The organism is Porphyrobacter sp. LM 6 (assembly GCF_001720465.1).
Taxonomy (GTDB): Bacteria; Pseudomonadota; Alphaproteobacteria; order Sphingomonadales; family Sphingomonadaceae; genus Erythrobacter.
Genome location: NZ_CP017113.1, coordinates 772,697 through 784,728, shown reverse-complemented (window position 1 = coordinate 784,728; position 12,032 = coordinate 772,697). Strand labels below are relative to the sequence as shown.

Annotated in this window: 14 protein-coding genes; 6 read left to right on the top strand and 8 right to left on the bottom strand. The window is 65.6% G+C overall.

Annotation, left to right across the window (positions count from 1 at the left end):
- Window positions 1-23 precede the first annotated feature (23 nt).
- A complete protein-coding gene (locus BG023_RS03865; protein WP_069311103.1) occupies window positions 24-272 on the bottom strand; it encodes a hypothetical protein in 249 nt (82 codons plus the stop codon).
- Between the two features lie 46 nt (window positions 273-318).
- Window positions 319-2,322, bottom strand: coding sequence for a TIR domain-containing protein (locus BG023_RS03860; RefSeq protein ID WP_069309296.1), 2,004 nt, complete (start codon window positions 2,320-2,322; stop codon window positions 319-321).
- 151 nt (window positions 2,323-2,473) lie between these two features.
- Between BG023_RS03860 and BG023_RS03855 the strand changes: the two genes are divergently transcribed.
- Genes BG023_RS03855 through BG023_RS03845 form a run of 3 tightly spaced genes read left to right on the top strand, consistent with a single transcriptional unit; the run spans window position 2,474 to window position 3,918 of the window.
- Window positions 2,474-3,379 (top strand): SPFH domain-containing protein, encoded by a 906-nt coding sequence (locus BG023_RS03855; RefSeq protein ID WP_069309295.1) that lies wholly within the window; start codon window positions 2,474-2,476, stop codon window positions 3,377-3,379.
- Between the two features lie 7 nt (window positions 3,380-3,386).
- Window positions 3,387-3,602 (top strand): Arc family DNA-binding protein, encoded by a 216-nt coding sequence (locus tag BG023_RS03850; protein WP_069309294.1) that lies wholly within the window; start codon window positions 3,387-3,389, stop codon window positions 3,600-3,602.
- Complete coding sequence (locus tag BG023_RS03845; RefSeq protein WP_069309293.1) at window positions 3,595-3,918, top strand: hypothetical protein; 324 nt, start codon at window positions 3,595-3,597, stop codon at window positions 3,916-3,918. The genes BG023_RS03850 and BG023_RS03845 overlap by 8 nt, the downstream gene beginning before the upstream one ends.
- Here the strand turns inward: BG023_RS03845 and bchJ are convergent.
- The 4 genes from bchJ to hppD form a co-directional block, all read right to left on the bottom strand.
- The gene (gene bchJ / locus BG023_RS03840) at window positions 3,915-4,520 is read right to left on the bottom strand and encodes a bacteriochlorophyll 4-vinyl reductase (protein ID WP_150122778.1); all 606 of its coding nucleotides are present in this window, start codon (window positions 4,518-4,520) and stop codon (window positions 3,915-3,917) included. The genes BG023_RS03845 and bchJ overlap by 4 nt on opposite strands.
- Window positions 4,513-6,123, bottom strand: coding sequence for a magnesium-protoporphyrin IX monomethyl ester anaerobic oxidative cyclase (gene bchE, locus BG023_RS03835; protein WP_069309291.1), 1,611 nt, complete (start codon window positions 6,121-6,123; stop codon window positions 4,513-4,515). Before bchE ends, bchJ begins: the two co-directional genes overlap by 8 nt.
- A gap of 80 nt (window positions 6,124-6,203) precedes the next feature.
- The gene (locus tag BG023_RS03830) at window positions 6,204-6,767 is read right to left on the bottom strand and encodes a VOC family protein (RefSeq protein WP_069309290.1); all 564 of its coding nucleotides are present in this window, start codon (window positions 6,765-6,767) and stop codon (window positions 6,204-6,206) included.
- On the bottom strand, window positions 6,764-7,879 hold the full coding sequence (gene hppD / locus BG023_RS03825; protein WP_069309289.1) for a 4-hydroxyphenylpyruvate dioxygenase: 1,116 nt from the start codon (window positions 7,877-7,879) through the stop codon (window positions 6,764-6,766). The genes BG023_RS03830 and hppD overlap by 4 nt, the downstream gene beginning before the upstream one ends.
- 122 nt (window positions 7,880-8,001) lie before the next feature.
- Here hppD and BG023_RS15175 point away from each other — a divergent pair, with 122 nt between their 5' ends.
- From BG023_RS15175 to BG023_RS03815, 3 genes are all read left to right on the top strand, one after another.
- Window positions 8,002-8,181 carry a VOC family protein gene (locus BG023_RS15175; RefSeq protein ID WP_199797153.1) on the top strand — a complete coding sequence of 60 codons (180 nt, stop codon included), beginning with the start codon at window positions 8,002-8,004 and terminating at the stop codon, window positions 8,179-8,181.
- Window positions 8,182-8,259: 78 nt separating this feature from the next.
- On the top strand, window positions 8,260-8,529 hold the full coding sequence (locus tag BG023_RS15170) for a VOC family protein (protein ID WP_199797152.1): 270 nt from the start codon (window positions 8,260-8,262) through the stop codon (window positions 8,527-8,529).
- Complete coding sequence (locus BG023_RS03815) at window positions 8,529-9,167, top strand: carboxymuconolactone decarboxylase family protein (RefSeq protein WP_069309288.1); 639 nt, start codon at window positions 8,529-8,531, stop codon at window positions 9,165-9,167. The genes BG023_RS15170 and BG023_RS03815 overlap by 1 nt, the downstream gene beginning before the upstream one ends.
- On the opposite strand, the gene BG023_RS03810 is transcribed toward BG023_RS03815, so the two are convergent.
- Together BG023_RS03810 and BG023_RS03805 are read right to left on the bottom strand one after the other, a co-directional pair.
- Entirely contained in the window at window positions 9,157-10,686 is a 1,530-nt protein-coding gene (locus BG023_RS03810; protein WP_069309287.1) for an acetyl-CoA acetyltransferase, read from the bottom strand. The two genes, BG023_RS03815 and BG023_RS03810, sit on opposite strands and share 11 nt — an antisense overlap.
- A gap of 10 nt (window positions 10,687-10,696) precedes the next feature.
- Window positions 10,697-11,965, bottom strand: a complete 1,269-nt coding sequence (locus tag BG023_RS03805) for an acetyl-CoA C-acetyltransferase (protein WP_069309286.1) — start codon at window positions 11,963-11,965, stop codon at window positions 10,697-10,699.
- Window positions 11,966-12,032 lie beyond the last annotated feature (67 nt).

The window sequence follows — 12,032 nt, the reverse complement described above, 5'->3', positions numbered from 1 at the left end:
ACATGACGCGGGTCGGTATCCGCTTATTCGGCCGCAGGAGCGGCTTCTGCGGCTGCACCGTCGGCAGCCGGAGCATCAGCAGCCGGGCCAATCGGATTGCCGGTCGGGTCAAGCCCTTCGGCGGCCGCAGCGGCTTCGTCAGCGGCAGGCGCTTCAGCCGGAGCCATTTCTTCGGTCGCCGCCGGAGCCGCTTCTTCTTCCTTCTTGCCGCCACATGCGGCGAGCGCCAGCGCAGCGCCGGTCACAACTGCGAACGTCACAATCTTCTTCATGATGAATTCCCCCTTCAAAGCACCCCTTAGGGCCGCGCAAGAGCTATCACGACCCGAGCCGTGAAAGCAAATCCTTGAAGCCCGCCTCGCCCCGCAGCGGATCGAGCAGCGGGTCATTAGGGGCGAAGAGCAATCCCGGATCGCGCGCGACATAGGCCTGCTGCAAGCGCGCCAGCGCTTCATCCGGCGCGCCGCGCTGTGCCAGGATCTGACCCTGCTGATACAGGCTTGCATCGCCATACTGGTCGATCAGCGCCGCATAGGCCGCATCCGCTGCGGCGGCATCGCCCAGCTGGCCCGCCGCGATCGCCTTTGCCGTCAGCGAGAACACCTGAACCGGTTCCTTGTCCGCCGCTGCGAGTGCGCCAGCGGCATCGCCCATCATCAGCCGCGCGTTGGCGATACCGAAATTGGCGCTGGTCATGCTCGGATTGATCGCCAGCGCCCGCTCCATCCGGGTGATGAGCAGAGGGTAATCACGCGCAAACAGCGCAATATAGCCCGCCGCGAGGAAGGCACGGGCGTTGAGCGGATCGAGTTCGATCACCCGCTCGATCATCTGCTTGGCCACGGCCTGTTCGCTGGCATTGCCATAGGAATTGAACATGGCCACGCCGCGCAGAATATCGGCATCGCCTGCCGCCAGCTGCTCGGCCGCGCGATAATGCACTGCGGCCTGCGCGCGCTTGAATTGTCCGTTGTTGAGGGCGAACCCCAGCGCGGCCTGCCCCCGGGCAAGCTTGGGCTCGATGGCAATCGACCGCTCTGCCGCAGCGATCGATTGCACATAGAGCTGGCGGGCTTCCTCGGCCGCATTGGCAGCATTGGCCAGCGACGCCAGCATCGTTGCCCGCATCGCGTGTGCGGCGGCATAGCCCGGATCATCAGCCACTGCCGCATCGAACTGCGCCAGCGCCGCGCGGTCGGTGTCTTCGCCCGCGGACAGATCGTAGAATGCAAGGCCGCGCAGGAACGCCTCGTAGGCGGCGACGGATTTGGTGCCGCCGATCTCGGCCTGTGCGGCGGCGGCCTGCTTGGCCTCGCCCTCGGTCGCGATCTGGGCGACGAGCGAGACCGCCACGGTCTGCGCGATTTCGGATTGCACCGCAAAGACATCTTCCAGCGCGCGGTCATAGGTTTCGGCCCAGCGCACCAGCCCGCCCTCGATTTCAATCAGCTCGGCGGTGACCCGCACCCGCGCGGTATCCCTCTGCACGCTGCCGCGCAGAATATGACCCACGCCAAGCTTGCGGCCAATGGCGAAATCATCTTCGCCCTCGATCGCCGAGGAGGAGGTCGGCGCGGCGACGTTGAGGCGCGGATTGCGCGCCAGCACAGTCCGCAATTCGCGCGCCAGCCCGTCAGAGAAATACTTCTTTTCCGGATCGCCGGTCTGGTTGGCGAAGGGCAGCACCACCATCGAGATCGCGGCATTGGCGGGGCTGCCGAACATGCCGAACTGCCATGCGCCCAGCAGGCCGGCGCCCACCGCAACACCAGCTCCGCCCAGCATCAACGTGCGCCGCGAAAGCGCCAGAGCGGGCGCAGGCGTGGATGGCTGGGGCTGAGCCGGGGTGGGCATGGGCCGAACGGGCACCGGCCTTTCCGCTCCACCCCCGATCCGCGCGCGCACCGCGACGAGGATCCGTTCCGCTTCGGGGCTGGCGGGCTTGCCGTCCCACCCGCTGATGTCGAGCAGCTGGAACTGGCGGAAACCGAGCGGGGCAAAAGTCCCGTCGATGCTGAGCGGCACGAGGCATCCGCGCTCGCGCCCGCGCTGCGCCTCGTCACGCACCCAATGGGATTCGACCGAGGTCGCCGACCACAGCACCACCACGCAATCCGCGCCTTCGAGCGTCGCCTCGGTGGTCTGGAGATAGTTCTCCCCGCCCTCCAGCCGCCCGTCCCACCATACGGCATAGCCCTGTGCTTCAAGCAGCGCGATCACCGGCTGTGCATGGGCAAGATCGGTGCGCGAATAGCTGAGGAAAATCAGCGGGCGCGCGTCGGCCTGACCGGCGGAAGCGGGGTCTGTTTCGCTGCTGTCCACTGCCTCGCCCCCCTTTCATACCAAAGCCTTGCGTGCCCTTAGCTACAGCCAAACCGCCCCTTGCGCCAAGGGGGGATGCACGATTGTGATTGACGGCCGCTCTGGTTGATATAAATATGATATCATAATTATATCGAATTGGAGATTCGCAATGACGCTTTCCGATACCCCCTCTCTCAATCGCAGCCGGGAAGTTCCGGCGAGCACGCAGAGCGGCTATGTGATGCTGCTGGTCTCGCTGATCATGGTGCTTCTGGCCGGGTGGCTGTTCGTCAACGCGGTCGCGGGTCAGGGCGAACCCGATGGCCTGCTGGTGATCGGCGCGCTGATTACGGGCTTTACCGGCCTGTTCATTCTGACCGGCTTCTACATGATCAACCCCAACGAAGCCGCCGCGATCCAGCTGTTTGGCGCCTACAAGGGCACCGACCGGACCGAGGGTCTGCGCTGGGTGCTGCCGTGGCTCGCCCGCAAGAAGATCGCGGTGCGCGCCAACAACGTCATTTCGCAGACCATCAAGGTCAACGACGCGCGCGGCAATCCGATCGAGATGGCAGCCCAGGTGGTGTGGCGCGTGACCGACACCGCGCAGGCGCTGTTCGACGTCGACGACTACCGCGAATTCGTCACCGCCCAGATCGAGGCGGCGGTGCGGTCGATCGGCTCGCGCTATCCCTATGACGATATCGAGCACCTCGAAGTCACGCTGCGCGGCAACCACGAGGAAGTGGGTGTGGAGCTGCGCGCGGCGCTGATCGAGCGTCTGTCGGTGGCCGGCATCACGGTTGACGAATGTGGCCTGACCCACCTCGCCTATGCCCCCGAAATCGCCGGCGCGATGCTGCGCCGCCAGCAGGCCGAGGCGGTGATCTCGGCGCGCAAGAAGCTGGTCGAAGGCGCGGTGACGATGGTCGAGATGGCGCTCACCCAGCTCAGCGAAAAGGACGTTGTCCACCTCGACGACGAGCGGCGCGCCGCGATGGTCTCGAACCTGATGGTGGTGCTGTGCGGCGAGCGCGACACCCAGCCGGTGGTCAACGCAGGCAGCCTCTACTGACCCAGCCATGCCCGCCAAGAAAGCCTTCCCCCTGCGCCTCGATCCGGCGCTGCACGATGCGGTCCAGCGGCTCGCCGATGCCGAGCTGCGCAGCGTGAATGCCGAGATCGAGGTGCTGCTGCGCGAGGCGCTCAGCCGGCGCGGGGTGAAGGTGGCGCGCAGCACGGCCCCAAAGCGCGGACGCCCGCCGGGGTCAGGCGGCGAAGGAGACAGCAATGCGTGAAGAAGACAAACCCTTCGTGCTCTACCGCAAGAGCGCGTTCAGCTTCACCATCACTCCGCGCGGCGTGAAGGGCTGGACGCAGTTTGCCGTGTGGATGGCGCTGCTGGTACCGCTGCTGGTGTGGTTCGACGGCTATTCCGCCGCGCACGCCGGGGGGCCGGGCTTTGCCAAAGGCATGGCGCTGTTCATCGGCGGAATGCTGTTCTGGACCGTGGGCGGCATCATGTGGATGCGCGCCCGTGCCGAGGTCGTCGATCTCGCCGAAATGCTCAAACAGAAGCGCGAAACGGAGCGCAAAGAGCGCGGCGGACGCTAACTCCGGCTGATCCGATAGGCGCGCGCGGGATCGCAGGGCGCGCCGGGTTCGATCATGCGGCAGGTGCAGTCCGCCGCTACCAGTTCACGGTAAAGCCGGGTGAACACCGCCGCATACCAGCGGAACAGGCTGTCAGGCGGCATCATCGGATCACCGGCCGCGCTGCGATCGATGGTGAAGCGCCATGCGCCCTGCGGCGTGAAGACCCCGGCCCCGATGAAGGTCCAGGCATGCTGCCGGATCGCCGCCATCAGCAGCGGCGCCGCAAGCGATGCGGGTAGGCGGCGCAGCAGCCACGCGGCCGCGCGCGGGATGCGGTGCGCGATGATATAGTCCGCCGTGCGCTCCCCCGCCTGTTCGGCAATATCCAGCGCCCCCATCGGCGCGTGCAGCGCGAGCCAGCGGTGGAGCCTGAGCGCCTGCACCTCGGGGATCATATGTTCGCCCGATGGCAGCGAATGGATTTGCGCATCGACGAGGATGGCGCGAGTTTCGGCCTTGCCGAGCAGCTCCTCCATCACCGCCACAGCCTGCAGGATCGCGTTCGGCCCGATCAGCGCGCCTGACCGGCGACGGCCACGGATGCGCGTCTCATTAGACATCGATCCGATCCCGCCGGCGCTCTTCACCCCGCTGCTTCATCTGCTCGCGCACTGCCTCGCGGCGTTCCTGCGCCTGCGCGGCGCGATCGGCAGCGGTTTCCCAGTCGCTCGCCGCATCGATTGCGGCAGCGCGGCTTTCGTCGAAGTGGAATTCGACCTTCTTCGCGGTCTGCGGCCCCCAGTAGCCCGCCTTGCCGAGATCGTAGAACGTCCGCTTGAAGCCAGCGCGCAGGAAGGCCCACAGGCATCCCAGCAGATAGCGCCGCCGGAACCCGGTACCGCGCCACGGATAGTGGAACAGCGCCTTCTGCATATAGAACCGGCGGTAGTTCTTCATCACGCCGTTGAGCAGTTCCCCGCGCTCCATCGCTGCGGGCTTCATGATCGGGGTGACGAAGTTGTACTTGCTGAAATCGTGGACCTCGACCTGGTCCTTCAGCGTCTCGAACAGCGGGGTATAGGGCCACGGCGTGTACATCGCCCAATTGGCGAGATCGGGCTGCCAGTCCCACGCCATGCGATAGGTTTCCTCGAGCGTCTCGGGGGTCTCGTTGTCCAGACCGACAATGAATTGCGCTTCCACGAAGATATCGGCATCGCGCAGCAGCTTGATCGCCTGCTTGTTCTCCTCGACCTTGGTTTCCTTGTTGAAGCGGTCGAGCTTCATCTGCGCCGCCGCTTCGGTGCCGAGGCTGACATGGACAAGGCCCGCCTTGCGGTAGAAGGGCAGCAATTCCTTGTCGCGGTAGATATCGGTGACGCGGGTGTTGATCCCCCACTTCACCTTGTCGGGCAGACCACGATCAATCAGTTCCTGACAGAACTTGATGAAGGCCTTGCGGTTGATGGTCGGTTCCTCGTCGGCGAGGATGAAGAAGCCGACACCGTGCTTTTCGTGAAGCTCCTGAATTTCGTCGACCACATCCTTGGGGTCGCGCACGCGGTAATCGCGCCAGAACTTCCATTGCGAGCAGAACGAGCAGGTGAAGGGGCAGCCGCGCGCGAGGTTGGGGATGGCGACCCGGGTGCCCAAGGGGATGTAGGTGTACTGGTTCCAATCGAGCACGTCCCAATCGGGCTTGATAGAACCCATGTCCTTGATCGTGTCGGCGGCCTCGGTGGCAACAACTGTGTCGCCTTCACGGAAGGCGAGGCCCTTGATGCTGCGGGCGGCCTTAGGCCAGCGGCCTTCCTTGATCGCCGTAAAGAGTTCGACCGCGATCTCCTCGCCCTCGCCGCGCACGATCACGTCGATATGCGGCGCTTCGGCGAGGACCTGCGCATACATGAAGGTCGCATGGATGCCGCCGAGCACCCGCACCGCCTTCGGCACGGTCAGGGCCGCGACTTCGAGCACACGCTCGGCCGCATAGATTGAAGGGGTGATTGCGGTGGTGCCGACCACATCGGGCTGAAGCGCGGCCATCCGCTCGGCCAGCTCCTCGTCCGAAAGCCCCTCGGTCATCGCATCGATGAAGGTGATGTCGGTGAACCCGGCGCGCTTCAGCGGGCCGGAGAGATAGGCGACCCACGCGGGCGGCCACGTGCCCGCGATCTCGGCCCCGCCGGAACGGTAATTGGGATGAACGAACAGAATGCGCATGGACCGAATCCCCCCTTGGTTGATGCCAAGGTGATGGAGTCGGCACAGGTGCGCTTTGCGTCAGATCAAAAAGGCACGCCTCAGGCCTTCGCCGCATGCTCCGCGCGGGCGATTTCGTGGAGCCAGTCGGCGTGGCGCGGGGCTTTCTTGGTCTGCGACCACTCTTCCAGCATCACCGGCGCGACGCGGGCAAGCTCTTCATATTGCTCCGCCGTGCCGATATCGGCGGCGAGTTCGACGCGGTGGCCGTTGGGGTCGAAGAAGTAGATTGACTTGAAGATGCCGTGATGCGTCGGGCCGAGCACGTCGATGCCTTGCGCCTCGACATGCGCCTTGGCCGCCAGCAGCGCCTCCTCGGACGGCACCTTCAGCGCGAGGTGCTGCACCCAGGCCGGGGTGTTCGGGTCCTTCCCCATCTCCGGCTGGTTGGGCAGTTCGAAGAAGGCGAGGATGTTGCCGTTCCCCGCATCGAGGAAGATGTGCATGTAGGGATCATACTCGCCGGTCGAGGGCACGTGATCCTCTGCAAAGGCGGTGGTGTAGGTCATGCCGAGCACACGGGCGTACCACTCCACGGTCTCCTTCGCGTCCTTGCAGCGATAGGCGGCGTGGTGGATGCCTGACAGGGCTACGGGGTGGGTCATTGGGCCGGCTCCTCGACTTCCAGCACGCCGCGCAGGATCTGGTCGCGCTCCATGCTTTCGAACAAGGCCTTGAAGTTGCCTTCGCCGAAGCCTTCGTCGCCCTTGCGCTGGATGAATTCGAAGAACACCGGACCGACCTGCGCCTGCGCGAAGATTTGCAGGAGCAGGCGCGGGCTGCCGCCGTCGGTGGTGCCATCGAGCAGAATGCCGCGCATCTTGAGCGCATCAACGTTCTCGCCGTGGCCCGGCAGACGTTCGTCGAGCATCGCGTAATAGGTCGCAGGCGGCGCGGTCATGAAGGGCACGCCGAGCTTTTGCAGGCGGTCCCAGCAGGCGACCAGATCATCGCAGATCAGCGCGATGTGCTGGATGCCCTCGCCGTTGAAGGCGCGCAGGAATTCCTCGATCTGGCCCTTGCCGCCTTCGCCTTCCTCATTGAGCGGGATGCGGATCTTGCCGTCGGGCGCGGTCAGCGCCTTGGAGGTGAGGCCGGTATATTCGCCCTTGATGTCGAAGAAGCGGATCTCGCGGAAGTTGAACAGGGTCTCGTAGTAATCGGCCCAGTACTTCATCCGCCCGGTGTAGACGTTGTGGGTGAGGTGATCGATGGTGTGGAAGCCTGCGCCGACGGGGTGCTTGTCGACGCCCGGCAGGTAATCGAAATCGATGTCGTAGATGGTGAGGCGTTTGCCGGTTGCTGCACCCTCATAGCGGTCGACCAGATAGAGGATCGCCCCGCCGATGCCGCGGATGGCAGGGATACGCAGCTCCATCACGCCAGTCTGGACAGCGACGGGTTCGGCCCCGCGGGCGATCAGCGTGTCATAGGCCTTGGCCGCATCGCGCACGCGGAAGGCCATGCCGCAGGCCGAAGCACCATGTTCGCGCGCGAAGTACCATGCGGCGCTGCGCGGTTCGTAATTGGCGATGAGGTTGATGCCGCCTTGACGCCACAGGTGCACGTCCTTCGAACGGTGCTGCGCGACGCGGGTGAAGCCCATCGCTTCGAACACCGGTTCGAGCACGCCCTTTTCCGGCGCGCAGAACTCGACGAATTCGAACCCGTCGAGGCCGATCGGGTTGTCGAACAGGTCTTTTGTGGGCGCGTTCATCGTGTCAGTCCCCGCTGGCGAGATAGTTTCAATTGAAACCATCTACCTGAAAAGGCCGATTCGCGCAAGCGATTGCCAGCCGCGCGCGATCAGGGCAGATTTGCGCTTGAGGGAGAGAGGCGATGATACGAACGAGCGGGATCAACCACATCGCGCTGGTGTGCCGCGACATGGCGGAAACCACCCGGTTCTACACCGAAGTGCTGGGGATGCCGCTGTTCAAGACAGTCGAGCTGCCGGGCGGCGGGCAGCACTTCTTCTTCGATTGCGGCGGGGGCAATGCGGTGGCGTTCTTCTGGTAGGCGGATGGCCCGCCCGCCGCACCGGGGATCGCTTCGGTCAGGAAGTTCCCGTTCGACGCCAAGACCGCCGTCGGATCGATGAACCACCTCGCCTTCAACATGGACGAGGCCGAACTGGAAGCCGCGCTCGACCGGTTGCAGGAAGCGGGCGTGCCGCACACCCACATGGTGTTCAACCACGACGACAGCCCCTCGGGCTATGCGAGGGAGACGCACGAGGGCGTGTTCGTGCGCTCGGTCTATTTCACCGATCCCAACGGGATCATGCTCGAATTCGCCGCCACCACCCGCGCCTTTGGGCCGGAGGATGTGCGCCACGCGCCTGCCACCGCAGCGGAGCCCGCCTGATGCCGCGCCTGCGCGAAGTTCCCCGCGCCGAGGCGGACGAGAAGGTCGCCCTGCCGCTCTACACCCAGCTGTTCGGGGATCGCGATCCGGTGAGCGAACCCGGCACCGCCACCGGCACGCGCGGCGACTGGTGGAGCGTGTTCGCGCTTTCGCCCGATACGCTCCGCCACGCGGCGCAGGGCTTCGCCTATTACCGCTCGCCCGCACGCAAGCTCGATCCGGCTTTGCGCGAACTCGGCCAGACCTGGGCGGGGTGGGCGACCGGATCGCAATTCGTGTTCTCGCAGCACTGCAAGTCCCTGCGCGGGCTGGGCGTGAGCGAGGCCAAGATCGCAGCCCTTCCGGTGTGGCAGGCATCGGACGTGTTCGACGCGAAGGAGCGGCTGGTGCTCGCCTATGCCGACCGGCTGGTGTGCCACGGCGGGCGCGTGCCCGATGCGCTGTTCGCGGAATTGAAGGCGGCGTTCAGCGACGAGGAAATCCTCGAGCTGACCTACATTACCTGCCTTTATCATATGCACGCGATCATGAGCCGCGCGCTCAGGACCGAGTTCGACGACCGGGATGATCCCATCGTGGAAGTGGCCGCGCCCGAAGGCTTCGACGCGCTGGACTTTCTGGGCGGTTCTAGACGCTAAGCCGCCCGACAGTCCGCCCGCGCTCGTCCTGCGTCAGGGCGAGCCGCTTGCCGAAAGGTTCGCCGCTTTCGAAGGCCTCTGCCGTGGCCGCGTCGGTCAGATCGGCATTGCCCACCACCCGCTCGCCCGCGTCCGAGCGGCCGATGAAGATCGCCTCGGCACCCTTGGGGCCGCGGTTGATGGTGTAGGTCTCGACCACCGCGCTCGCCACCGGCTCCTTGGCGAGCGGCACCTTGTCGGTCGCCTTGGGGAGCACGGCGAAGCGATCGTTCGCGCTCCAGTCTGCGGCTTCCGTCGAATAGATGCCGGTGGCATATTTGCTCATCCAGCCGCCGTTGGCACCGACCAGCGCGAAGCCGCCCCGGTCGCCGCGCACCCGCTGCACCGCCTCGGCGATGGCGTGGGCCGAGTAGTTGTTCCCCGCCCCGCCGAAGAACGGCAGGCCCCCCGTCAGCGTCAGCCCGCGCGGGTCATCCGCCGACAGGCCGAAGTGGTCGCACTGGTTGAAGACGGGGATCGCGAAGCACGAATAGAAGTCAATGTAGCGCATGTCGGCAATCGACTTGCCCGCCCGCGCCAGCGCCGCATCGACAGAACCGAGCGAGGCCGGGTTGGCCGACAGATCGGGCCGCTGCGACAGCTTCAGCTCGGTCGCGGCGGTGACGGCGTGGATGTGCACCCACTTGTCTTCCGGCACGCCCAGCGCCCGCGCCAGCCCCGCCGAAGCGACGATGATCGCGGCGGCCTGGTTCACCTGATCGCGCGCCACAGTCATGCGCGGATAGGGTTCGGCCACGATGCGGTTGCGATCGGTAACGGTGGCGAGTTCCTCAGCCGTGCGCTCGACGGGCGCTGCCGAGTGCGGGTTCGCCGCCGCGACCCGCGTGAAAGGCGCAAACAGCTTGCCGATTTCGAGGCGGTATTCCTCCAGCCCCATGCCCAGCTTGTGCCGCCGCGCATTCTCCGCGAGCGCATAGAGCGGGATCGCCCCGCTCGCGCCGTGCATGAACAGCACTGGCTCGAGCAGTTCCTCGACCCCGAAGCCCTGATCCTCGAACTCGCCGCCGATGGCTTCCGACCAGTCGGGGATTTCGCCCTTGGCCGAGAGCGCCAGCACGGTCGAGATCGCCTCGGAGCCGACGATCACCGCACATTGGCTGTCCCCCGCCGCAATCGCCGTGGCGAATTCGCCCACCAATTGCTGGTTAGTCTGCCCGCCGGTGGTGGTGAGGATCGCGCGCGCCGGATTGGCGCCCACCCGCTTGGCAATCGCGCGCGGCACATTATCCGCCGCGCCGAAGGGAGGCTTCCTGTCGGGCCGCGACATTTCGAAGGCGCGGATCGCGGCGAGCGTATCGATGGCGCCCGCCACGTCCCCTCTCGCTCCCGAATCCGCAATCGCTGCCCCCAGCGCCCGTCCGGCAAGGTCCATATAGGACAGCGCCTCGTAACCGGGCTCTCCGACCCGTTCCGAATACTGCCCGACCCCGACGATGACGGGCGTGGTGTCAGCGATCATGCGTGCAGACTCAGTCGACGAAGCCGTCGACGCGCTCGACGATGATCGCCGGAGCCATGCCGCCCGCCGCGCACATGGTGACGAGGCCATAGCGGCCACCGCGACGCTCGAGTTCGTCCACGACCGTGCCGATCAGGATCGAACCAGTCGCGCCGATCGGGTGACCCAGCGCAATCGAGCCGCCGTTGACGTTGACGTTGTCCCAGCTCAGCCCGAGGTCGCGCACGAACTTTGCGGCGACGACGGCGAAAGCCTCGTTGATCTCGTAAAGATCGATGTCCTCGGTGGTGAGGCCAGCCTTGGCCAGCACCTTCTTCGCCGCCGGCACCGGCGCGTTGAGCATCAGCGTCGGATCATCGCCCATGTTGGCGGTGGCGACGATGCGCGCGCGCGGCTTCAACCCGTGCTTTTCGGCATAGGCCTTGGAGGTGATCAGCACCGCAGCGGCGCCATCGACCACGCCCGAGGAGTTACCCGCGTGGTGGAAGTGCTTGATCTCGAGATCGGGATACTTCTGGTTGATCAGCTTGCGGAAGGTCGTGCCAGCCTCGTCCAGAGGAACGTCGGCGATCTTGGGGAAGGCCGGCTCCAGCTTGGCGAGGTCTTCCATCGTGGTCTGCGGGCGCGGATATTCCTCGTGATCGAGCAGCACCGTGCCATCGTCAGCCACCACCGGCACCACCGATTTGGCGAAGCGGCCTTCGGCGATGGCTTCGGCCGCGCGCACCTGCGAGCGATAGCCGACTTCGTCGAGCTCTTCGCGGGTGAAGCCTTCCTTCGAGGCAATCGCATCGCCGCAAATCCCCTGGTGCGACTGCGGGTGCACCTTCTGGAGACGCTGGTTGTAGCTGCCCATCATCGGCGGCTTGATCCCGGCGCGCATCTTCTCCTGCGACATGGCGGCGGTGAGGCTCATCATCTCCGTCCCGCCGGCGACGACGCAATCTTCCATTCCGCTCATCACCTGCGCGGCGGCGAGCGCGACGCTGGTGATCCCGCCGCCGCAGAAGCGGTCGAGCGTGGTGCCGGACGAGGTGATATCATAGCCCGCGTCGAGCGCGGCCATGCGGCCCATGTCGCCCGCCTGCATCCCGTCCTGCGTGCTGACCGACCAGATCACGTCATCGACGGTCTTGGTGTCGAGGTTGTTGCGGTCCTTGATCGCCTTGAGCACCGTGGCGGCCAGATGCTGCGGGTGGCACGCGGCCAGCGCGCCCTTGCCCTGCTTGCCGATCCCGCGCGGGGTGCGGACAGCGTCGATGATGTAAGCTTCGGCCATGGTGATCCTCTCCGATCTAGCGAAATTGCGGTTGACGCGTCCGTAAACCCACTGCACCACTCGCACA

Excerpts from the sequence above, each read along its gene's own strand:
- BG023_RS03815 (WP_069309288.1), top strand. The coding sequence starts at position 8,529 with ATGCCGCGCCTGCGCGAAGTTCCCCGCGCCGAGGCGGACGAGAAGGTC.
- BG023_RS03845 (WP_069309293.1), top strand. The coding sequence starts at position 3,595 with ATGCGTGAAGAAGACAAACCCTTCGTGCTCTACCGCAAGAGCGCGTTC.
- BG023_RS03855 (WP_069309295.1), top strand. The coding sequence starts at position 2,474 with ATGACGCTTTCCGATACCCCCTCTCTCAATCGCAGCCGGGAAGTTCCG.
- BG023_RS03805 (WP_069309286.1), bottom strand. The coding sequence starts at position 11,965 with ATGGCCGAAGCTTACATCATCGACGCTGTCCGCACCCCGCGCGGGATC.
- bchJ (WP_150122778.1), bottom strand. The coding sequence starts at position 4,520 with ATGTCTAATGAGACGCGCATCCGTGGCCGTCGCCGGTCAGGCGCGCTG.
- BG023_RS15175 (WP_199797153.1), top strand. The coding sequence starts at position 8,002 with ATGATACGAACGAGCGGGATCAACCACATCGCGCTGGTGTGCCGCGAC.
- BG023_RS03810 (WP_069309287.1), bottom strand. The coding sequence starts at position 10,686 with ATGATCGCTGACACCACGCCCGTCATCGTCGGGGTCGGGCAGTATTCG.
- hppD (WP_069309289.1), bottom strand. The coding sequence starts at position 7,879 with ATGAACGCGCCCACAAAAGACCTGTTCGACAACCCGATCGGCCTCGAC.
- BG023_RS03830 (WP_069309290.1), bottom strand. The coding sequence starts at position 6,767 with ATGACCCACCCCGTAGCCCTGTCAGGCATCCACCACGCCGCCTATCGC.
- BG023_RS03865 (WP_069311103.1), bottom strand. The coding sequence starts at position 272 with ATGAAGAAGATTGTGACGTTCGCAGTTGTGACCGGCGCTGCGCTGGCG.
- BG023_RS03850 (WP_069309294.1), top strand. The coding sequence starts at position 3,387 with ATGCCCGCCAAGAAAGCCTTCCCCCTGCGCCTCGATCCGGCGCTGCAC.
- BG023_RS15170 (WP_199797152.1), top strand. The coding sequence starts at position 8,260 with ATGAACCACCTCGCCTTCAACATGGACGAGGCCGAACTGGAAGCCGCG.
- bchE (WP_069309291.1), bottom strand. The coding sequence starts at position 6,123 with ATGCGCATTCTGTTCGTTCATCCCAATTACCGTTCCGGCGGGGCCGAG.